At 63.5% G+C, this 20,060-nt stretch carries 19 protein-coding genes; 2 read left to right on the forward strand and 17 right to left on the reverse strand.

Annotated features, from left to right (window positions below; translation table 11 throughout):
• Window positions 1-6 precede the first annotated feature (6 nt).
• The 17 genes from Tal182_RS29200 to oiaX form a co-directional block, all read right to left on the reverse strand.
• A complete protein-coding gene (locus tag Tal182_RS29200; RefSeq protein ID WP_085861791.1) occupies window positions 7-1,524 on the reverse strand; it encodes a DUF5060 domain-containing protein in 1,518 nt (505 codons plus the stop codon).
• A gap of 30 nt (window positions 1,525-1,554) precedes the next feature.
• Window positions 1,555-2,439: a carbohydrate ABC transporter permease gene (locus Tal182_RS29205; protein WP_094299128.1), complete on the reverse strand. Its 885-nt coding sequence runs from the start codon at window positions 2,437-2,439 to the stop codon at window positions 1,555-1,557.
• Entirely contained in the window at window positions 2,436-3,335 is a 900-nt protein-coding gene (locus Tal182_RS29210; RefSeq protein ID WP_037147108.1) for a sugar ABC transporter permease, read from the reverse strand. The genes Tal182_RS29205 and Tal182_RS29210 overlap by 4 nt, the downstream gene beginning before the upstream one ends.
• Window positions 3,336-3,426: 91 nt before the next feature.
• On the reverse strand, window positions 3,427-4,680 hold the full coding sequence (locus Tal182_RS29215) for an extracellular solute-binding protein (protein ID WP_085861792.1): 1,254 nt from the start codon (window positions 4,678-4,680) through the stop codon (window positions 3,427-3,429).
• Between the two features lie 70 nt (window positions 4,681-4,750).
• Window positions 4,751-5,398: a dihydroxyacetone kinase subunit DhaL gene (dhaL, locus tag Tal182_RS29220; protein ID WP_085861793.1), complete on the reverse strand. Its 648-nt coding sequence runs from the start codon at window positions 5,396-5,398 to the stop codon at window positions 4,751-4,753.
• Between the two features lie 3 nt (window positions 5,399-5,401).
• Window positions 5,402-6,406 carry a dihydroxyacetone kinase subunit DhaK gene (locus Tal182_RS29225; RefSeq protein WP_085861794.1) on the reverse strand — a complete coding sequence of 335 codons (1,005 nt, stop codon included), beginning with the start codon at window positions 6,404-6,406 and terminating at the stop codon, window positions 5,402-5,404.
• A 138-nt stretch (window positions 6,407-6,544) separates the two neighbouring features.
• Window positions 6,545-8,419 (reverse strand): hypothetical protein, encoded by a 1,875-nt coding sequence (locus Tal182_RS29230; protein WP_085861795.1) that lies wholly within the window; start codon window positions 8,417-8,419, stop codon window positions 6,545-6,547.
• Window positions 8,416-9,450, reverse strand: a complete 1,035-nt coding sequence (locus Tal182_RS29235; RefSeq protein WP_085861796.1) for a Gfo/Idh/MocA family oxidoreductase — start codon at window positions 9,448-9,450, stop codon at window positions 8,416-8,418. The genes Tal182_RS29230 and Tal182_RS29235 overlap by 4 nt, the downstream gene beginning before the upstream one ends.
• A 1-nt stretch (window position 9,451) precedes the next feature.
• Window positions 9,452-10,513, reverse strand: a complete 1,062-nt coding sequence (locus Tal182_RS29240; RefSeq protein ID WP_085861797.1) for an ABC transporter permease — start codon at window positions 10,511-10,513, stop codon at window positions 9,452-9,454.
• Complete coding sequence (locus Tal182_RS29245; RefSeq protein ID WP_085861798.1) at window positions 10,510-12,060, reverse strand: sugar ABC transporter ATP-binding protein; 1,551 nt, start codon at window positions 12,058-12,060, stop codon at window positions 10,510-10,512. The genes Tal182_RS29240 and Tal182_RS29245 overlap by 4 nt, the downstream gene beginning before the upstream one ends.
• Window positions 12,057-12,701: a DUF2291 domain-containing protein gene (locus Tal182_RS29250; protein WP_085861799.1), complete on the reverse strand. Its 645-nt coding sequence runs from the start codon at window positions 12,699-12,701 to the stop codon at window positions 12,057-12,059. The genes Tal182_RS29245 and Tal182_RS29250 overlap by 4 nt, the downstream gene beginning before the upstream one ends.
• A gap of 73 nt (window positions 12,702-12,774) precedes the next feature.
• Window positions 12,775-13,716 (reverse strand): D-ribose ABC transporter substrate-binding protein, encoded by a 942-nt coding sequence (locus Tal182_RS29255; protein WP_085861800.1) that lies wholly within the window; start codon window positions 13,714-13,716, stop codon window positions 12,775-12,777.
• A 95-nt stretch (window positions 13,717-13,811) separates the two neighbouring features.
• Complete coding sequence (locus Tal182_RS29260) at window positions 13,812-14,639, reverse strand: phosphogluconate dehydrogenase C-terminal domain-containing protein (protein ID WP_085861801.1); 828 nt, start codon at window positions 14,637-14,639, stop codon at window positions 13,812-13,814.
• Window positions 14,640-14,717: 78 nt separating this feature from the next.
• Window positions 14,718-15,164 (reverse strand): RpiB/LacA/LacB family sugar-phosphate isomerase, encoded by a 447-nt coding sequence (locus tag Tal182_RS29265; protein ID WP_085861802.1) that lies wholly within the window; start codon window positions 15,162-15,164, stop codon window positions 14,718-14,720.
• On the reverse strand, window positions 15,161-15,964 hold the full coding sequence (locus tag Tal182_RS29270) for a triose-phosphate isomerase (protein WP_085861803.1): 804 nt from the start codon (window positions 15,962-15,964) through the stop codon (window positions 15,161-15,163). Before Tal182_RS29270 ends, Tal182_RS29265 begins: the two co-directional genes overlap by 4 nt.
• A gap of 1 nt (window position 15,965) precedes the next feature.
• A complete protein-coding gene (locus Tal182_RS29275; RefSeq protein WP_085862106.1) occupies window positions 15,966-17,300 on the reverse strand; it encodes a four-carbon acid sugar kinase family protein in 1,335 nt (444 codons plus the stop codon).
• Window positions 17,301-17,305: 5 nt separating this feature from the next.
• Window positions 17,306-18,562, reverse strand: a complete 1,257-nt coding sequence (gene oiaX, locus Tal182_RS29280) for a 3-oxo-isoapionate-4-phosphate decarboxylase OiaX (RefSeq protein ID WP_085862108.1) — start codon at window positions 18,560-18,562, stop codon at window positions 17,306-17,308.
• Window positions 18,563-18,741: 179 nt separating this feature from the next.
• Here oiaX and Tal182_RS29285 point away from each other — a divergent pair, with 179 nt between their 5' ends.
• Both Tal182_RS29285 and Tal182_RS29290 read left to right on the forward strand, forming a co-directional pair.
• Window positions 18,742-19,446 carry a transcriptional regulator NanR gene (locus tag Tal182_RS29285; protein ID WP_011428354.1) on the forward strand — a complete coding sequence of 235 codons (705 nt, stop codon included), beginning with the start codon at window positions 18,742-18,744 and terminating at the stop codon, window positions 19,444-19,446.
• A 114-nt stretch (window positions 19,447-19,560) separates the two neighbouring features.
• Window positions 19,561-19,881 (forward strand): hypothetical protein, encoded by a 321-nt coding sequence (locus Tal182_RS29290; protein WP_011428355.1) that lies wholly within the window; start codon window positions 19,561-19,563, stop codon window positions 19,879-19,881.
• The last annotated feature ends 179 nt before the right edge of the window (window positions 19,882-20,060 follow it).

Genomic DNA, 20,060 nt, shown 5'->3' on the forward strand with positions numbered 1-20,060 from the left:
CTATCCTTAGCGTTTGCGCACGCGCAGTGCCTGGAACGGCTTGCGCGGGATTTTCACGCCGAAGGCGGCGTCCGGCTTGCCGCCGCGCACGACCGAACCGTGGCGCGTCGGATGCGGAACCGGTGCCGCCACCTTCTCGGCCGGCGTGATCGTCATCTCCCAGGTATCGATGATGTCGACATCGTAATCGTCGCCATCGACGGGCAGGCCGGTGGACCAGATCACCGGCTGATGCTCGCCGAAATAGATCAGGCGGAAATCGCCGTCGCCGTCACGCGCGCCTGAGACGCGCGACCAGGGCCATTCGCCGATGACGCCGAGCGGCTCGAGGCCGTGCTTGACGTCGGCCTCCAGCAGATCGCGCAGGAAGCCGATCCGCTTCCAGGCTTCGCCGCGCAGTTCCCCGCCCTTGGCCCACCAGATCAGATCCTCCGGATGGGAATAGGTCTCGCCATGGCCGGCATAGCCGCCGCGCGCCATGGTGATCCAGAAGCGGTGCACCAGTTCCCCGGCATGGAGATTGCCCCAGGACTGCAGGATGTCGCCCTCATATTCGGGCTCGTCGTTGACGACGGGCTTGCCATAGGCATTGCGCCATTCCTGGGTGCGCTTGACGTCGGGGTTCTGAATGCAGGTGTGGGTGACCCACGGCTTGCGGTGATCGAAATTGGCCGTCACGTCGCCATTATGGATGGAGCGCAGATGCTGGTAGGGATCGTTTTCCTCAAGGATGTGGAAGTAGCGGTCCCACTGCGCCATCGGTTTGGTGTCGATCAGGAAGTCATATTCGTTGGCGAGCGACCACCAGACGTTCCGGTAGGCGGCAAGGCGCGCGGCGAGATATTCGACATAGCGGAAATCCTGCTCGGCCGACATGTCGGCATAGCCCCAGCGGTCATAGGGATGGAAGATGATGATATCGGCTTCGATGCCGAGGTCGCAGAGCGCCGCGACCTGCTGCTCGAAATGCCGGAAGGCGGCAGGGTTCGGGCGGTTGAAATCTTCCTTGCCGTCGGCGCCGCGCTCGAAGCAGGCGTGCAGCGGCTCGTTGACGTTATAGGGATAATCCTTCGGAAAAACGCCCATGCGCATCTTGTTGAAGCGGGCCTTCTTCAGCGTCTCCAGCGTCTGCCTCTGCATCTCGAGCGGCTGGTGCGTCCAGGCGTAGCAGGTCGTTCCGAAGGAGAGGAAGGGCGTGCCGTCGGCATAGGCGAAGTGGAATTTGTTGCGCACCCGCACCGGGCCGTGATTGCCTGATGAAGGGGCGGTCGCGGCTAAAGTGCCGGTCTTGCCGTCGAGTGACGCGGTCTTGGAGCGCGTCCTGAACGACCACTCGCCCTCGCTATCTGGCATGAAGCGGATGCGGTAGGTGCCGTTGCCATCATAGAAGCCCGGCACCCGCACTTCGCGGCTCTTATGCGTGAAGACGGCATCGAATGCCACGTCGAGATAGGGATTGCCGCCGGCCGGCCCTTCGAAGGCGGCCTCGAACACGCCCCATTTTTCGACTGCTGCATCGGACATTCTGTCTCTCCTCGTAAAATGATTTCGCGATCAGCCCTTGACGGCGCCGGAGGTGAGGCCGGAGACGAAGTAGCGCTGGAACATGAGATAGACGATCGTCGCCGGAAGCACGGTCATGACGATCGCGGCGTTGAGCTGGCCGTAATTGCTGGAGAACTGCCCCTGGAACGACATCAGGCCGAGCGGCAGCGTCCACATGTGCTGGTCCTGCAGCAGCACGAGCGCCATGGCGAATTCGTTCCAGGTGGAGACGAAATCGAGGATGAGCAGCGCGGCGAGCACCGGCAGGCAGACCGGCAGGAAGATCCTGCGGAAGATGGTGAAATGGCTTGCGCCGTCGATGAGCGCCGCTTCCGAAAGCTCCTTCGGAATGCTCTTGAAGAAGCCGTGCAGGATGAAGACCTGATAGGGCACGCCGAAGGCGATATAGGGCAGGATGACGCCGGGATAGGTGTCGATCAGCCCGAAGGAATTGACGAGCGTGAAGAGCGGCGCCAGCATCACCTGGAAGGGGATCATAGTTCCGAAGACCACGAGAAGCAGCAGCGCCTTTGAGATCCTCAGCCTGATCTTGGCCAGCGCGTAGGCGGCCATGGCCGAGAGGAACAGGCCGAGCGGCACCTTGATGACGGTGATGATGACGCTGTTGAGGAAGGAGTTGGCGAAATTGCCGCGGCTCCAGGCAGCGCTGTAATTGTCATAGGCAAGCTCGGTCGGCGGCATGAAGGCGCCGGTGCTCGTCACCGCCGCCGGCGTCTTCAGCGAGGTGAAGACGATGAAGATGAAGGGCGCCACCCAGATGAGCGCCACGAGAACGAGCGCGATCCAGAGACCGATCAGGACGGGGTCGCGCTTCATCGACGACGGCTGGACATCGGCATGCACGGTCGCGGTATCGCTCGGCACTGCTGTCACGATTCGACCTCCTCATGCCTCTGGGTCCATCTTAAATAGGGAATGACGACGGCCATGGTGATCAGCAGTAGGACGACGGAGATTGCCGCGCCCCGGCCGAAATCGAAGATCTGCATGGCCTGGGTGAAGGCCCAGAGCGCCAGCATCTGGGTGGACTGGGCCGGGCCGCCGCCGGTCAGGCCATAGACGATGTCGAAGGCCTTCAGCGACGAGATGACGGAAAGAACGAGGACGATGGTGATCGTCGGTCGCAACGCCGGCAGCGTCACATGCTTGAACACGGCCCAGCGGCCGGCGCCGTCGATGCGCGCGGCTTCGACCAGCGTCTGCGAGACATTCTGCAATCCGGCCAGGAACAGCACCATGGAGAAGCCGACCGTCTGCCAGAGATAGGCGACGAAGACGGAGTAGAGCGCGATATCCTTGTTGCCGAGCCAGTCCTTGATCCAGCCTTGCATGCCCCAGGAGGTCAACAGCTGGGCGAACAGGCCGAAGAAGGGATCGTACATCCACTTCCACATGGTGGCGACGGCGATCGGCGCGATGATGACCGGCAGGTAGAAGATCGCCCGCAACCCGTTGCGGCCGAAGATCTTCTGGTTGAGGCTGAGCGCCAGCAACAGGCCGACCAGCGGCGGGAAGATCAGACTCATCAGGGTCCAGATCACCGTGTTGCGAAAGGCGACCCAGAAGACCGGATCACGCGTGAAGATCGCCGAATAATTGGCCATGCCCACGAACTGCCGGTTGGCATCGAGCCCGTTCCACTTCTGGAAGCTCAATATGACGACGTTGAGCATCGGGTAGAGTGCGAAGACCGCATAGATCGCCAGCGCTGGCACCAGCAGGATTGCCGCTTGCATGCGCGGATCATGTGTCGATTGTCGAAGTGACATGCTTTCCTCCTGGTGGGGCGCTTGCGCCAGCTCACGAAAGGATGTGCCGGTCGATCAACTCAAGGGTCGATCGGCCGGCGCTTGGGAGGAATCAGGTTCTGCTGGCGATGAAGCTCTGCAGCTGCTTGACCGCCTCGGCCGGTTCGGTATTGCCGGAGGCGACATCGTTGATGACGCGGAAATATTCCGTCGTGACATCGAGCGGGAAGGCCTGGTCGCCGTTCATGTAGACCTTGCCGTATTTCTGGAAGATGCCGAGCCATTCCGCCTCGAGCGGCTTCTGGTTGGCGTACTGGACGTTCTTGTTGACGGAGGTCGAGCTCAGCTGGCCGAGCAGATCCTGCTGCACCTTGGTCGACAGGAAGTAGTCGAGGAACTTGGCGGCGATGTCGGGATTCTTGCTCTTGGTGCTGATGTAATTGTACTCGGCGAAGCCATAGAGACGTTCGGTATTGGTCGGGAAGGGGAAGATGCCGTAGTCGTCGAGGTTGGCGCCGGAGCCGTTGAGCTGGCTGACCAGCCAGTCGCCTTCGAGCATCATCGCCGCGCGGCCCGCGGTAAAGAGGCTGTAGGACTGCTTGTTGTCGATGCCCATGAAGGGCTGCAGCGTGTAGTCCTTGGTCCACTTGGCGAATTCGGCGAAGGCGTCCGTCGCGCAGGGCTCCTTGGTCCAGTCCAGCGTCATCGCCTTCAGCGCGTCGTGCTTCTCGGCGCCGCACTTGGTTTCCAGGATGACGTCCATCAGGCGCATGACGTGCCAGTTGACCGTGCCGCCGAAGGTGAAGGCGGGAATGCCGACGGCCTTCAGCTTCTCGGCAGCGGCGAGAAGCTCCTCATAGGTCTTCGGCTCTTCGGTGATGCCGGCCTGTTCGAAAAGCTTCTTGTTGTAATAGACGGCTTCGCCCTTGAAGGTGAAGGGAACGCCGTGCTTGCCGCCGGGATAGAGATCGGCGAAAGCGGCTGCCGACGGCAGCAGTTCGTCGGTCCACTTATATTCGGTGTAATACTTGTCGAGGGGCAGGGAGAGACCGGCCTTCACATATTCTCCGCCAAGGCCGAGGCCCGCCCAGCTGAAATAGATGTCGGGGCCCTTGTCCGAGCCGGCAGCGACGCGCAACGCCGTCTTGTGCTCGTCGACGGCGCGCTGAACGATCTCGACATGCGTTCCCGGGTTCGCCGCTTCGAAATCCGTCGCCGCCTTCTTCAGCGCGCCGTTGGCGGCGTTGTTGTCGAAGTTGAGGGTCCAGAGCGTGATGTCTTCGGCAAGAACCGGCGTCGCGGCGAAAGACGCCATGGCGATCGCGACGATGCTCGCAGTCTTCAATTTCGCGGATAGGGTCAGCATTACCGTCCTCCTCTTGATAAGCCGGCCCCTTGTCGCAGATGATCATTTACATGTCAACTGGTATGATGAGCTAACCATCACGATGCTGTGCGAATTTCGCGATGGAGGCAATGACGATCGCGGCCGATGCCGCGCCGGGATCGATATGGCCGATCACCCGTTCGCCCAGCCGCGACGCCCGCCCCTTGGCCGCCGTCATATCCCTCGTCGCTTCGCAGCCCTGGCGCGCCGCCCGCTCGGCCCGATCGAAACATTCGTGGAGGGAAGTTCCCGATGCCCAGGCATCAGACGCCGCATCGGCCGCGGGCTTCCAGGCATCGACCATGGTCTTTTCGCCGGGCTGGGCCTTGCCGCGCTCCTGAATGCCTTGCGCCATCGCCGCGAAAGCGCGCACAAACTCCTCGTCGCCGAGGTCCGGCCTGTCCTTGACGGCGGCGCCGGCGCGCATGAAAGCGGTCGCATAAAGCGGGCCGGAGGATGCGCCGACCGCGTTCAGGAATGCCTTTGCCGCCGCGTTGAAGGCGGCCGTCGGCGCGGCCTGCGCGGGGTCGAGTGCTGCGACCGCTTTGGCAGCGGCCTCACAGCCGGCATCCATGGCAAGGCCGTGGTCGCCGTCGCCGATCGCCCCGTCCAGCTCGCAGAGATGGTCGCGATGCGCCGCGATATCGGCGGCGATCAGGGCAAAGAGATGCTGCACGTCTTTGGTCGTGATCACAATCGATCACCTCCGGAACATGGCGCAATCGCAGGGATGGTCGATCAGCCGCTGAAGCTCGTCGTCGAGATGCATGAGCGTGATGGACGCGCCGGCCATTTCGAGCGAGGTGCAGTAGTTGCCGACGAACGATGGGTGGACGACGAGCCCGGCCTCGTCGAGCCGCGCCTTGACGCGCCGCATCATGATGTAAAGTTCCATCATCGGCGTCGAGCCGAGCGAATTGACGAGCACGGCGACACGATCGCCCCGCTCGGCCTTCATCTCCCGGAGAAGATTGTCCATCAGTTCGTCGGTCACCGCGTCGGCCGTCTTCAGCGGCCCGTGCGCCACGCCGGGCTCGCCGTGGATGCCCATGCCGATCTCCATCTCCTCCTCGCCGATCTGGAAATTCGGTTTCAAGATCTGGGGCAGCGAGCAGGGCGAGAGCGCCACTCCCATCGTATAGGTGCGCGCATTGGCATGGCGGGCGGCGCGCTCGACCTCGTCGAAGGAATAGAGAAGATCGCAGGCCGCACCGGCAGCCTTGAAGATGAAGACATTGCCGGCAACGCCGCGCCGCTTCTCCCTCTGATCGGCTGGGGCGGACGCGACATCGTCAGTGGTCAGAACGGTGCGCACCGCGATGTCGTCGAGCGCCAGCATTTCCGCGGCCATGTCGAAATTCATGACGTCGCCGGCATAATTGCCGTACATGAAAAGCACGCCGGCGCCGCCGTCGACGGCCATGGCGCAGGCCATGATCGGATCGGGCGGCGGCGAGGCGAAGACATTCCCGATCGCGGCGGCATCGGCAAGCCCCTTGCCGACATAGCCGAGGAATGTCGGCTCGTGTCCGGAGCCGCCGCCGATCACCAGCCCGACCTTGCCCTTCCGCGGCCCGTTCCTGGCAATGATGGCGCGCGGCATGCCGTCCACGGCATAGAGGTGCTCGGGATGCGCCGCGAGAACTCCTTGCAGCATCTCATCGACGGCATTCGCCCCCGCATTGATAAGCTTCTTCGTCATCACGCCGATCCTCCCAGAACGAGCTCCGACTGCATAGATGCGGCGGGCGGGCCAGAGGTCAATCCGCTAGAGCATGATGCCGAAAAGTGTGAGCGGTTTTCGGACGACATCATGCTCTAACTCTTTAATTTAGAACAGGATTCAGATTTTAGGCCAACCGGGCCTAAAATCATCCTGTTCTAGCGGCAAGGCGGCCGTCACGAAGGGCGCGAGCCGCAACTCTTCGGCCAATGCGCCGCCATCCACCCTTCGTTCTTCGCCCGTGAGATTGACCACGTAGAGCTTGGCGCCAGCGGCATCCCTTGCGACGAAAGACAGCACTTCGGAGGGCGAGGACGAGAGGCATTCCTGCCAGGATGCACCCGCAAGTGCCGACAAGGTCCGCACCGTGTTGAAGAGCGGCCGCCTTCCGCCCTGCTCGACCGGTTCATCGCGACCGGCGATCAGGCCGAAAGGCCCGGTCAGCGCCGAAAGCGTCAGGCATTCGAGACCGGCATCCAGCACCCGGATCGCATAGCCGAACGCGAAGGCCTCGGCGAAACGGCCGTTGTGGCGGGGGTCGCGGTTGGCCATCGGAATGCGTCCGCCGGACGGATTGTCCATCGTGCGGCTGCCATAGGGGTTCTGCCGCATCGGGATCGTCGAGGGGCCGATGCGATAGGGCTTGTCGCCGTAGATCGCGCGCACGGAGCGCGTGATGAAGGGCAGCGCTTCCAGGGTCTGCATGACGCTGAGATCGTCGGCCGCGTGCACGATCGGGTTGGTGCAATGGCTGACGAAATCGATCTCGCCTGCCGGCACGCGCTTGCGGTTGAGCTCGGTGAAATAGCTGAGCATACCGCCGCCGATGCGAATGCCGGGAAAGGCGGCGCGGGCCGCGGCATAGACCTCGTCGAGCGGAGGGCAGTCCGGCCATTTGCTGCCGGGCGGCGTCGATCGCCGGTCGACAGAGGGCGAGATCAGGATCGCATCCGGCCGGAAGCCCGCCTGCTGCATCTGCCGGGCGATCCCGGCCACCTCGCCCGCCGGCGACGATTTGGAGGGGAGCGCGATCTCCAGCGTCGAGCGGCCGCAATGGAGAGCGGCGATCGCCGCGAAGTTTTTCAATGCGTCGAGGCCATGCCCGGCGTCGGGATCGAAATGGAAGAGCAGCTCGCGAGGCGCGATCTCCGCCAGGAGGGATCCGGCCGCCAGTGTCGCCTCGGCCTCCTCGGGGGTCACGATCGCGCCGATATCGGGCATGGTGCCGGTTCGCGTACCGAGCTCGAGCCTTATGACGCTGCTCTGCGTCGCGGCAGACGGCGCAACGGAGCGGCTGATATCCGTGATGATCAGCGACGTCTTCTGCCGGACAGGCTGGTTCGCCGGTATCCGGTAAGGCCAGGGCAAGGCGAGCGGCCGGACATAGGTCTTGTAGGAGGCGTCTGACCAGTTGCGCTGGTCCTCCATTTCGAAGGTGTCGCCCTCCATCCGGCATTCCGCGCTCACATCAGGCATGACCTGATGGGTGATGGCGCGCATGTCCTTGAAGGGCTGCCACGGCTCGATGACATTGGGAAAACGCGTCGCCGCGATCTGGCCGTCGACATGCTCGACCGCCGCCGGCGAACCGGCGACGCCGACGATCGGATGCAGGATGCAGAAGCCGCAGCGATTGGTCTCGAAGCCGGTCCCCGAGATGGCTTCGGCCTCGAAATCGAGCCGGTCGCGATATCCGGTGATGCAGACCTCTATGGAGAGCGTCGTGTTATCCGGCCCCTCGCAGCGGGCGAGATAGGCGACCGCGAAACGATCCTCGCCTTGCTCGATCCTGAGGTCTGTGATCTCAGGGCTGTAGGTGCCCCAGTCCCGGTCGCGGACGAGATAGGAAATCGCCCGCAGCACCTCGATCCCGTCGTAACGGATCGTGCGGAGGTTGCCGTCGGCGAGATCGGCCGTCAGCTTCCCCGCCGTCAGGCGAACCGGCGGCCTTTCGGCAGCGCGGGTGCCGTAGAGCTGGAACGCATCGGCGGTCATCGCAGCAGAGCCCGGACATCGATCGTCTGGCCGCGCGTGGCGCTGTCATAGGCGGCCTCGACGAGGGCGAAGGTCTTCAGATTGTCGGCGCCCGAGGTCGAATGCTCCGCGCCGCGCTTGAGCTGCTCGACCCAATGCTGCTCAATCGCATAGACGCTTTCCTGGATGTTGTGCCAGGGCCGCGAGGCCCCGGACAGCAGCTTCGGCGAGACATCCATCCTGGTCGTGCCCCTGCCGTTGGTGATCTCGAGGCCGTAGCCCTGGCTGAGGCGGATCGTGCCTTCGGAGCCGTCGAGTTCGATCAGCGTCTCGGGGAAGGGCTCTTTCGAAAGCTTCGTGGCGTAGCTGACGTCGACGACCGAGGTCGCGCCATTCTCATGATCGAGCAGGATGGTCGCGACATCCTCGCCCTTGATCTTGGGGTTGACCCGCTTGGTGCGCGCCGTCAGCGCGCTGACGTCGCCAAGGATATAGCGGGCGATGTCGAGCGTATGGATGCCGAGATCTTCGATGATGAAACGCTCGCCTTCGGCGAGATAGGGCTGGCCGGAAAAGACGTCGTAGCCCGAACGGAAGGAGAAGCGGCCCCAGAAGGGCGTGCCGATGGCGCCGGCATCGAGCGCCTTGCGCACCGCCTGGATCGGCGTCTGCCAGCGGAAGTTCTCATGCACCATCAGCGCCACGCCGGCAGCGCGGCAGGCCTCGACCATCGCCTTGGCATCGGCCAGCGTCCTGGCGAAAGGCTTCTGGCAGATGGCCGGAACCTTATTCCTCGCGGCCATTTCCACCAGCGCACGGTGGCTCTGGACTGTCGTGGCGATATCGACGAAATCGAAGCCGCCATCGGCAAACATCGCCTCGGCATCCCTGTAGCGCCGCTCGATGCCGAACTGATCGCCGACGAGCTTCAGCCGCTCGGGATCGCGGTCGCAGATCGCGACGATCTCGGCACCGTCGACATCGTTCCAGCCATGCATCTGGTTGATCGCAAAGAAGCCGCAGCCGATCAACGCGCCTTTCAATTCGGTCATGTCAACCTGCCTTTGCCATCTGCATGAGGGTGACGCGCTGCTGCAGGCGGCGCTGCGCCTGGTCGACGACGACGGCGATGATGATGACGAGACCCTTGATCACCATCTGCCAGAAAGAGGAAACGCCCATCATGACGAGACCGTCGGAAAGGATGCCGATGACGAAGGCGCCGATGATCGTGCCGCCGATCGTGCCGCGGCCGCCCGACATCGACGTGCCGCCGAGCACGGCTGCGGCGATCGCATTGAGCTCGAAGCTTTCGCCGGTCGCCGGATGGGCGGCCATCAGTTCCGAGGAGATGACAACGCCGACGATCGCCGCGCAAAGCCCGGAGAACATGTAGACGAAGATTTTCACGACATCGACGCGGATACCGGACATGCGCGCCGCCCGCTCGTTGCCGCCGACGGCGAAGATGTGGCGGCCGATCGGCGTCGAACGCGCGACATAGGCGGCCGCGAGCGCCAGCACGATCAGGATCCAGATCGACACCGGCAGGCCGAGAATGCGGCCCGCGCCGAAGAAGTCGAAGCCGGTGGTGGCATATTCCGGCCGGCCAACGAGGTTCGGAAAGGTCTGTCCATCAGACGACAGCAGCGCCAGGCCGCGGGCGATATAGAGCGTGCCGAGCGTAGCGATGAAGGGCGCAACGTTGAGCTTGGTGATCAACAGGCCGTTGATCAGGCCGATGACGAGGCCGATCGACAGCGTGATCAGCACGATCTCGAAAAGGTTGAAATAAATGGTGTAGCCGATCGGCAGCTCGATGCCGTAGAGGATCAGCCCGCCGGCGACCATGCCGCAGAGCCCGACGATCGAGCCGACCGAAAGGTCGATACCGCCGGTGATGATGACGAAGGTCATGCCCATCGCCAGGAATGCGTTCAGCGCCACATGCTTCGACATCAGGATCATGTTCGCCGTCGAGGTGAAGTTCGGCGCGAAGATCGCAAAGAAGATGATGACGGCGAAAAGCGCGATGAACGTCCTGAGCTTCATCAGCGTCAGAAGCGCAGAGCCGTTGGCGCCCTTCGGCGCAAGAGTTGAGGTAGCCGCCATCATGACGCGAGTTTCCCTTGATGTCCATGTCCCTTGGCCGAAGCCGCGATAATGGCGTCTTCCGTCGATTCGTCCCTGTCGAAGACGGCGACGAGCTGGCCGTTGCTCAAGACCGCGATGCGATCGGATAGCGCCATGACCTCTTCGAGGTCGGAGGTCGAAAACAGGATGGCAAGCCCGTTTGCCGCCAGCCGCCGCATGGTGCGGAAGACGTCGGCCTTGGCGCCAACATCGATGCCGCGGCTCGGCTCGTCCATCAGCAGCACCTTCGGATTGGTCATCAGCGCCTTACCGATGACGACCTTCTGCTGATTGCCGCCGGACATGGAGGTAACCTCGAAATCCGGGTTCGGCGCCTTGATGGAGAGATCGCGGATCGCCTCCTGAATGGCGTTCTTTTCCGCGCCGCTGTCGATATGGAAAAGCCGGGTGAAGCGCGACAGGCTTGCGAGCGTCAGGTTGGAGGCGATGGAGAGCACCTGCACCAGCCCCTCGCGCTGCCGGTCCTCCGGGATCAGCGCCAGGCCGCGGCGGATGCGCCGCGTGGTGTCGCGGGCGCGCACTTGCTTGCCGTCGATGAAGATCTTGCCGGTCGAATGGGTATGGCGCCCGATCACGCATTCGAAGAATTCACTGCGCCCGGCGCCCATCAGGCCGTAAATGCCGAGGATCTCGCCTGCCCTGACCGACAGGGAGACGTCGTTGACCGCAAGCCCGCCGGTCGGCCGGGGAAGGCTGATGTTTTCGGCGCGGAAGACTTCCTCGCCGACGGAATGGGTGACGGATTTGGCGAAATCCTTGGCGTCCGAGCCGATCATCGAGCGCACGATCCAGCGCGTGTCGATATCGCGCACCATGGCATGGCCGGTGATCTGGCCGTCGCGCAGCACGGTGATGTAGTCGCCGATCCGCATCAGCTCTTCCAGCCGGTGCGAGATATAGACGATCGCCACCCCTTGCGCCTTCAGCTCGGCGATCACCTTGAACAGGATCTCGACTTCGGCCGCCGACAGCGCCGAGGTCGGCTCGTCCATGATCAGGATGCGGGCATTAAGCGACATCGCCTTGGCGATCTCGACCAGCTGCTGCTGGCCGATCGGCAGATCCTCGACCATCGTGTCGGCCTCGATGCCGGCATCGAGGCGCCGCAGAAATTCATTGGCCTTTTCGACCTGCGCCTTGTGATCGATGCCGAGCAGGCCGCGGGTGATCTCGCGCCTGGTGAAGATGTTTTCGGCGACCGACATGTTGGCGAAGAGGTTGAGCTCCTGGAAGATCATGCCGATGCCGTTCGCCTGCGCGTCGGCCGGGCTGTCGAAGGAGACGGGCTTGCCGTCCAGGATGATGCGGCCGAGCGTCGGACGCTCGACGCCGGCGATGATCTTCATCAGCGTCGATTTGCCGGCGCCGTTTTCGCCGACGAGAACATTCACCGCGCCGCGGCGCAGCTCCAGATTGGCGCGCTTGACGGCGACGATCCCGGAATAGACCTTCGACACGTCGTCGAGACGGAGGATGATATCGTCCTGATGTGCGTCTGTCGCCGTCATGATCCCACCTTCAGTTCCGAAGGTGTGACGAGCGGCGGCTCGCCGGTTCTCGGCAGCGGGAAGGCGCCGATCACCGTCACGGTCTTGCCGGCGAGACCGTCGCGCGGGACGGCGGAGAGGAAGGCGGCATTGGCCTTCTCGTTGAACGCCTTGCCGAACTGGGCCCATTCGATCTGGTTCTTGAACTCGTTGAAATTGACGAAATCGAGCGTGTCGCGCAGCGCGGTGCCGCGCAGCGCCGGGCCGATCTGCACCTTCGCATCGGCCTTGCCGTCGCCATCGGCGTCGACATCGAGCGTCGCCGCGCGCGAAGCTGTATCGGCCGCGACGACCGTGCCGCTGATCTTCACCGCATAGGTCCAGGGCGAGCTGCTCTGCTTGCGCGGATTGCCGTATTTTTCGCCCGCGGCATCGGGGCTCGTGGAAACGAGCTGCATGACGTCCTTCAGCTCGCCGGCGCGCTTTTCGAAATAGGGCACGACCTGAGGCTGCCAAATCGCCTCGACCTTGGCGTTCGGATCGAAAGCGGTCTTGGCCGCCGCCGCCGCCTTCTCCTCCGCGGTCGGCGTCTTGATGATCTTGCAACCGGGCAGGGCCGCCGCCACGACGGCAGCCAGCAATGCGCCCTTCATTCTCAACATGCGGGTGAACCTCGGGGTCTCGCAAAATGCATTGCGGAGGGCGCAACATCGCACCCTCCGCAATTGGGGCTGATCAGTTCGTCAGGGCGAAGGTTTCGAGCTTGTCGGCATTGTCGGCATTGATGAGAACGCAGTCCATCAGCTGCTTCTCTTCCTTCGGCGTCGTCTTGTTCTTGATGTAGGCGTCGGCCTGCTCCACCGCGAGCTGCGCCTGCGCATAGGCGGGCTGCAGCACGGTCGCCTTGATGCCGCCCGACTTGATGGAGTCGCGCACATCGTTGGAACCGTCGAAGCCGACGACGATCACATCCTTGCGGCCGGCGGCCTGCAGCGCTGCGATCGCGCCCATCGCCATCGTGTCATTACCTGAGATGACGCCCTTGATATCGGGATTGGCCTGAAGGATGGTCTCCATCTTCGAATAGGCCTCCGTCTGGCTCCAGTTGGCCGACTGCTTGGCGACCGACTTCAGCTCGGGATAATCGTCGATGACGTCGTGATAGCCCTGCGAGCGGATGCCGGCATTGGTATCGGACTCCTTGCCGACCAGCTCGACATAGTTGCCCTTCTCGCCCATCAGCTTGACGAATTCCTGCGCGCCGAGCTGCGCGCCCTGATAGTTGTTCGAGACGATCTGGGCGACGGCGACGCCGGTCGCGTTGATTTCGCGGTCGATCAGGAAGGACGGGATGCCGGCATCCTTGGCCTTCTTGACGGCGGCGACGGAAGCGTCCGCGCCCGCATTGTCGAGGATGATCGCCTTGGCGCCGCGCCCGATCGCCGTATCGATCATTTCCGACTGCTTGTTGGCGTCGTCGTCATGGGTCATGACGAGCGTCTCATAGCCGAGCTCCTTCGCCTTGGTTTGGGCGCCGACGGCTTCGGCCTTGAAGAACGGATTGTCGTGCGCCGGCGTGATGATGGCGATGAGATCGGCCGCGAAAGCCGGCATGGCCGTTCCGAGTGCCAGCGCGCTGGCGAAGGCTGCGAGTGTCAGTCTGCGTGTCAGTTTCATTCTTTCCTCCCTGTTGTGAATGACGCCCCGTTCGGAGCGGTGCTCCGTCTCCCCGGAGCGGTAGCAGGGGGAGGGATTGCCTCCCCCGGGCCGGTTCAGGTGATGCGCCGGATGCTTTCGGCGATCTCCTGCGGTTCGAAAACTTTCTTCCAGTCGTCGCGCATCAGCGCCGGGATGCCGAACTCGATCGCCTTGTTGCAGGCATCCGAGAAGACGCCGTCGACCTCCTTGAAGATGACCGCGCCGAGCACGTTCATATGGCCGAGCAGGAAATCGCGGGCGGCTTCGGCCGGCACGCCGCGGGCCACGCATTCGTCCATGGCCTGCCGCATGATGACGAGCAGCGAGGCGCAGACGGTCTCGGAAAGGCCGGGCTCGAGCATGGCGAGCTGATCGACTGTAACCCGGTGCGAACGCATGACCGGCGCCCAAATGACCTTGGCGATTTCCTCGCCGAGCGCATAAGCGCTTTCGGGACCCTGCATCAGCGCCGAGACGATGTGCTGCTTTGCGAAAAGGCCGCCGAAATGATCCTTCTTCGCCCGCATATCCGTCTCGTCGTTGAAGATCGGCGGATGGCAGGGATGGGTGACGAAATAGGTGAGGTCGTCTCGCTTCGGCAGATGGCCGGCGAAGGGCGCGGCGGCATCGAGCGCCACCACCATGGTGCCGGGCGCGAGCTTGTCGACGATGCCGGCCGCGACCTTGCCGATCACCGTATCCGGCACGGCGAGAATGACGACGTCGGCGCCGTCGAGCGCGGCATCGACAGGCACGCAATCGAGGCCGAGATCGTTCTTCAGGCGGGCCTTGCCGGCATCGCTCACCTCGACATGGCGCACTTCGAAGCGCGAGCCTTTGAGATTTTTGGCAAGCCGGTATCCCATTTTGCCGCCGGCGCCGAAGAGAGCAATCTTGGTCATGTTTTCCTCACCTTTTCAGTTCTGGATAGGATCATATACTGGTATGATGAGTCAATCACCATATCATCACTTAGGCGCTTAGGCCCCATGTTTTTCCGCATCGAGCCGGTCGATCGCCTGCACGTTGCCGGCCGATGGGCCATCGGGGTCGAATTCGGAGGCGAGCCAGACGTCGACGATCGATTTCGCCAGTTCCGGCCCGATGACGCGCGCGCCCATGGTGATGATCTGGGCGTTGTTCGACTTCGCCGCGCGTTCCGCCGAATAGGTGTCGTGGGTGAGCGCGGCGCGAATGCCCGGCACCTTGTTGGCGGAGATGCACACGCCGATGCCGGTGCCGCAGAACAGGATGCCGCGCTCATACTCGCCGTCGACGATCGTCTGCGCCAGGCGCTGGGAGAGATCGGCATAGAAGCCGGATTGGCTGAGATCGTGCACTTCGAGATCCGCCTTGCCGGCGAGATGGGCGGCAATGACATCCAGGAGCGGTTTGCCGGCGCTGTCGGCGCCAATTGCGATCTTCATGGCAGTTTCCTTTCACTCGCCGTCTGGCGTGGAGATGAGCGGTCGATCGCCGCGCTGACGCGGGCGAGAATGTCGAGATAGCCTTCGACGGACCAGGCGGAGCGGCCGATGAACATGCCGTCGATATCAGGTTGGCCGATCAGTTCCTCGCAATTGCCGGGATTGACGCTGCCGCCGTAGAGAACAGGCACCGGGCGGCCGAGAATGGATTTCGCCACTTCGGCGATCTTGCCGTGCCGCTCGGAGGCATAATCGGCCGTCGCCGGAATGCCGTTGACGCCGATTGCCCAGACCGGTTCGTAGGCCAGCAGGATCGGAGCCTCGCCGGCCTCGGTGTCGACGCCCCGCAGGGCGGCCTCGACCTGCCGCCGCAGCACGGCATCGGCTCGGCCCTCGTTGCGCTCCTCCAAGGTCTCGCCGATGCAGACCAGCGGCGTCAGGCCGTGGCGGATGGCGGCGGCAACCTTGAGGCCGACGGTCTCGTCGGTCTCGCCGAAATGTTCGCGCCGTTCGGAATGGCCGAGCTCGACGAGATCGAGCCGGCAATCCTTCAGCATGAGGGGCGAAACTTCGCCGGTCCAGGCGCCGGCATCCTCCCAATGCATGTTCTGGGCGCCGACCTTCACCGATGTTTCGGAAAGCACGCGCTTGACCTCGCGCACCGAGGTGAAGGAGGGGATGACGAAGCGCTGCACGCGGGGATCGCGTTCAAGATCCGCATCGGCGAGGCGGCGCGCGAAGGCGAGCGCCTCCTCAAGCGTCTTGTTCATCTTGAAGCTGGTGCCGACCCAGACGACCATCTCAGTTCTTCCTCCCGTCGCGGATCTGCGCGAAATAGCCGTCCGTGCCGACTTGCCCACCTTTCAGCGCGATCTGCAGGCCGTTGGTCGGCGCATAGTCGCCATGCGCCAGGCAGAGCGGCGAGCCCGGCGTCTGGGGCAGCGGCAGCAGTGTCGTCAGCGAGTCGATCTTCAATTGCCGCAGCGCGTGGCTCGATGTGTCGCCGCCGGCGACCACCGCGCGCGACAGTGGTTCCTGCTCGATCAGCCGGCGCAGGATCGTGCCGAGGGCGCTGCCGAGCCGATGCCGGGCGCCCGGAAGCCGGTCGATATCGGCGCCGCGGTCGGCGGATGGGCCGAGCGCCGTATGGAGGATGACGCTCCTGCCTTCCTTCAGCTTGCCGATGCCTGCCTGCACCGCCTCATCCACCGCAGCCTCGCCATTCGAGACCAGCGCGAGCGGATCGAGCGCGATGCTCTCGAAACCGTTTTCGACGGCCGTGCGGATCTGGCGCTCGGTCGTCGGCGAGACGCTGCCGGAGACGACGGCAAGCCGCTCGACCGGGCCGATATCAGGAAATTCGGCGCTGCCGTGACCGATCACCCCGGTCTGCCGCCAGGCGCTGAGCAGAGCATATTCGACGCCCGAGGAGCCGGCGACGAAGCTTCCCGAACGGTTGGTGACACGCAGCATCTGCCGCCCAGCTGCCGCCTGCGTCGCGTCGGAATCGACATCGAGCAACAGAATGCCGTCCCGATCCGACGCCAGTTCGTCGACCCGCCGGTCGGCATCGGCCGCGGTGATCGCGACGAGATCGGCAAGCAGCACGGGGAGGGAAGTCTGCTTCGACAGATGCAGCGCAAGATCCGCCTCATCCATCGGCGTGACGGGATGGCGGCTCATCACCGGATGGCGGTCGATGCGGAAGACGCGGCCCTGATAGGCGGCGAAGAGATTGCCGAAAGCGGTATAGCGCTTCAATTGCGGCGCGCCGACGATGACGGGCACGATGGATTGCCCGAAACTCGCGCGGCCGATCTCGATCGCCTTGCCGATATTGCCGATGCCGGGGCTGGAATCGAAGGTCGAGCAGACCTTGTAATGGCAAATGGCAGCGCCGAGCGATTTCAGCCATTGGAAGGCCGGTGCAAGATGCTCGTCCATCCATGCCGGCGTCTCGCTGCGGCTCGTTCCAGCAATGCCGATGGCGCGGCAATGGCTGAAACGCGCCAGCAGCTCCGGCTTGGGGATGTCGAGGAAGAGCACAGTCTCGACGCCGTCCGAGGCGAGCGCCTCCATGACATCGGTGGAGCCGGTGAAATCATCCCCGTAATAGCTGACGAGAAGTCCATCCATCGCCGTCACGCGCCCTTGCCGTCGCTGAATTTCGCAATCGAGGCGGCAAGCTCCGGATGATCCTTGGCGTAGACCTCCAGTGGAATGCCGGCGACCGCCGCCTGCCAGGCCTGCTGCACGGCGCGCACACCGGCCGCTGGGCCGCCGGGATGGCTGACGATGCCGCCGCCGCAGAGATAGAGAAGATCGACGGTGCGGCCGGTGCGCTGATAGGTTTCCGGCGCCTGTCCGCCCCACTGGCCGGAGCCCGCGACCGGAAGCGGGCAATCGGCGGCATCGAAGAGCGGCGTGCTCACGGCCTCGAACGAGGAGACGAAGCTGTCGTCCGGCTCCCAATATTTGACCCGGATGCCGTTGATCTGGAACTGGTCGACGCCGAGGAGCCGCCAGAACTGCTGATAGACCTTGAAATCCATGCCGGCGCCCGGATCGCGGGTCAGCACGTCCCAGCCGTTGCGATGCGCATGCAGCACCAGGCTCGAGCGCTTGCGCAGGAAGCTCATGCCGCCGAAGCCGATCGAGTTGATATTGACGACGGCACAATTGCCGCCGGCCGCAGCGACGATATCGTGGTTGCGCATCATCTCGTCCGGATCGGCATGCGAGATGCCGAAGGCGTACATGACCTTCTTGCCGGTCTTCTGCTCGTGATCGAGAATGCGCGGCATGATCGCGGCGACGCGCTCCTTGAGCGGCGAATAGGCCGGGCTCATCAGCTTCTCGTCGTCCTTGATGAAGTCGACGCCCGACGCAATCAATTCGCCGACGAGTTCCGCCGTCTCGTGCGGCCTCAGCCCCAGCGCCGGCTTGACGATGGTGCCGATGATCGGGCGGCCCTCGACGCCGGTGAGGCGGCGGCTGCCCACTATGCCGAATTGCGGCCCGGGATGGGCACTCTTGAAAGCCTCGGGCAGCTTCATGTCGACGATGCGGATGCCGGTCATGCCCTTGATCGAATAGACGCCGCCGATCGCGATGGTCATCAGCGCCGAGAGATCGGTGCCGATCGCCTCCAGCGGGAAGGCGATATCGACATCGGCGCGGCGCAGCAGCGTGCCGGGCGATGCCTCGGGCCAGGTCGGATGGCGCGCATCCTCGAGCGGGCGGATCGCCAGCACCCGGGCGGCGACGCGCGATTTCAGCTCCTCCGTCTCGCCCGGAACCGGCACGAAGGTTCCGGTCGACTGGTCGCTGGCGATCTTGTCCGCCATCGCCTCGACGCTGCCGGGCGTTTCGATGCGGTAGGTCACGGTTATCATCATGAAACGGCCGGCTGCTCCTCTCGCCATGGAGATTGTCATGGCGTCAACTCATGATCTGGTATAATGAGTATTCCAACTGTTGAAAAGCGGAATCTTTGGCGGCGCAAATTTTCAGCCGCGAGCTTTGTTCTCGGCGCGGAAAACTGTTAGGAGGAAGCATTTTGAGCCAGCGAGATCTCATGACCCAGCCCATCGAACAAATCGTCCGCCGGAAACTCTCCGACGAAGTGTTTGATCGACTCGAGCGGATGATCACCTCAGGCGAGCTTCAGCCCGGCGATGAAATGCCCTCCGAGCGGGTGCTGATGGAGCGCTTCGGCGTCGGCCGGCCGGCGATCCGCGAAGCCATGCAATCGCTCGCCAACAAGGGTCTCGTCAGCATCTCGCACGGCGAGCGCGCGAAGGTGCTGCGGCTGACGGCAAAATCGATCTTCCGCCAGGTCGATCTCACCGCCAAGATCATGCTGTCGCAATCGGCCGACTCGCTCGAACATCTGAAGAGCGCCCGCATCTTCTTCGAGCGCGGCATGGCCCGCGAGGCCGCTCAGCGCGCGTCGGCAACCGATATCAGCGACCTCAGGGATATCATCGAGCGCCAGCGCGCCTCGCTCGGCCGGGCCGAAGAATTCATCGACGCCGATATGGAATTCCACACCCGCATCGCCCAGATTTCAGGCAACCCGATCTATGTCGCCGTCAGCGAGGCGATGCTCGCCTGGCTGAAGGAATATCACACCGAAATGCTGATCTGGACCGGCAAGGAAAAGTTCACGCTTGCCGAACACGACGAAATCGTCGACCGCCTCGAGGCCAACGATGTCGACGGCTCGGAGATGGCGCTCCTGAAGCATCTCGAAAGGTCGCGGGCGCTTTATACCAAGTAGCCCGCACCAGACGGTGATCAGCGGCGTAATTTGTCGTCAGCAGCTGCGGAACAATGATGTCCTGACGAGGTTGTGGATGAGCTAATCACGCAACATCCCAAGGAGGATCTCAGGATGCGTATGAAACTCGTAGCAGCTTCGCTCTTCGCGCTCGGCATGGCGACATCCGCTTTCGCCCAGTCCAACCCGGCCCCGGCCGGCGCCACGATCGACAAGAACCAGGCCGACCAGGGCGGCGGCGCGAGCGGCGACATGAAAGCCAAGAAGCCGATGGCCACTGATACCACCACGACCGGCTCAACCACCAGCGGCACGATGAAGACCGACAAGACGAAGTGCCCGAATCCAGTCAATAACTCCGCCAATCTCCAGACGCAGGGCGGCACGAGCAACGCCACCCCGATGGACGAGGCCTGCGCAGCGCATAACAACTGACCGGCTTACCATGCACCAGGAACCCCGCTTCGGCGGGGTTCGGCTTCGGGAGAGCCTCATCCTGAGGTTCCCCGAAGGAGCCTCTGCCGCATCGGCGTTTAGGATGATGTAAGGAGCCGACCTTTTTCCCGGGGGTTCGGGCATCCTCGATTTCAGCCCCACCTTTATACAGCCTCCCG

The sequence above is a fragment of the Rhizobium sp. TAL182 genome (genome assembly GCF_002117725.1).
In the GTDB taxonomy this organism is placed as follows: Bacteria; Pseudomonadota; Alphaproteobacteria; order Rhizobiales; family Rhizobiaceae; genus Rhizobium; species Rhizobium esperanzae.

Coding starts and splice junctions, on each gene's coding strand:
- Tal182_RS29235 (WP_085861796.1), bottom strand. CDS start 9,450: ATGACCGAATTGAAAGGCGCGTTGATCGGCTGCGGCTTCTTTGCGATC.
- Tal182_RS29215 (WP_085861792.1), bottom strand. CDS start 4,680: ATGCTGACCCTATCCGCGAAATTGAAGACTGCGAGCATCGTCGCGATC.
- Tal182_RS29275 (WP_085862106.1), bottom strand. CDS start 17,300: ATGGATGGACTTCTCGTCAGCTATTACGGGGATGATTTCACCGGCTCC.
- oiaX (WP_085862108.1), bottom strand. CDS start 18,562: ATGATGATAACCGTGACCTACCGCATCGAAACGCCCGGCAGCGTCGAG.
- Tal182_RS29270 (WP_085861803.1), bottom strand. CDS start 15,964: ATGGTCGTCTGGGTCGGCACCAGCTTCAAGATGAACAAGACGCTTGAG.
- Tal182_RS29290 (WP_011428355.1), top strand. CDS start 19,561: ATGCGTATGAAACTCGTAGCAGCTTCGCTCTTCGCGCTCGGCATGGCG.
- Tal182_RS29255 (WP_085861800.1), bottom strand. CDS start 13,716: ATGAAACTGACACGCAGACTGACACTCGCAGCCTTCGCCAGCGCGCTG.
- Tal182_RS29245 (WP_085861798.1), bottom strand. CDS start 12,060: ATGACGGCGACAGACGCACATCAGGACGATATCATCCTCCGTCTCGAC.
- Tal182_RS29230 (WP_085861795.1), bottom strand. CDS start 8,419: ATGACCGCCGATGCGTTCCAGCTCTACGGCACCCGCGCTGCCGAAAGG.
- Tal182_RS29210 (WP_037147108.1), bottom strand. CDS start 3,335: ATGTCACTTCGACAATCGACACATGATCCGCGCATGCAAGCGGCAATC.
- Tal182_RS29285 (WP_011428354.1), top strand. CDS start 18,742: ATGACCCAGCCCATCGAACAAATCGTCCGCCGGAAACTCTCCGACGAA.
- Tal182_RS29240 (WP_085861797.1), bottom strand. CDS start 10,513: ATGATGGCGGCTACCTCAACTCTTGCGCCGAAGGGCGCCAACGGCTCT.
- Tal182_RS29265 (WP_085861802.1), bottom strand. CDS start 15,164: ATGAAGATCGCAATTGGCGCCGACAGCGCCGGCAAACCGCTCCTGGAT.
- Tal182_RS29250 (WP_085861799.1), bottom strand. CDS start 12,701: ATGTTGAGAATGAAGGGCGCATTGCTGGCTGCCGTCGTGGCGGCGGCC.
- Tal182_RS29200 (WP_085861791.1), bottom strand. CDS start 1,524: ATGTCCGATGCAGCAGTCGAAAAATGGGGCGTGTTCGAGGCCGCCTTC.
- Tal182_RS29260 (WP_085861801.1), bottom strand. CDS start 14,639: ATGACCAAGATTGCTCTCTTCGGCGCCGGCGGCAAAATGGGATACCGG.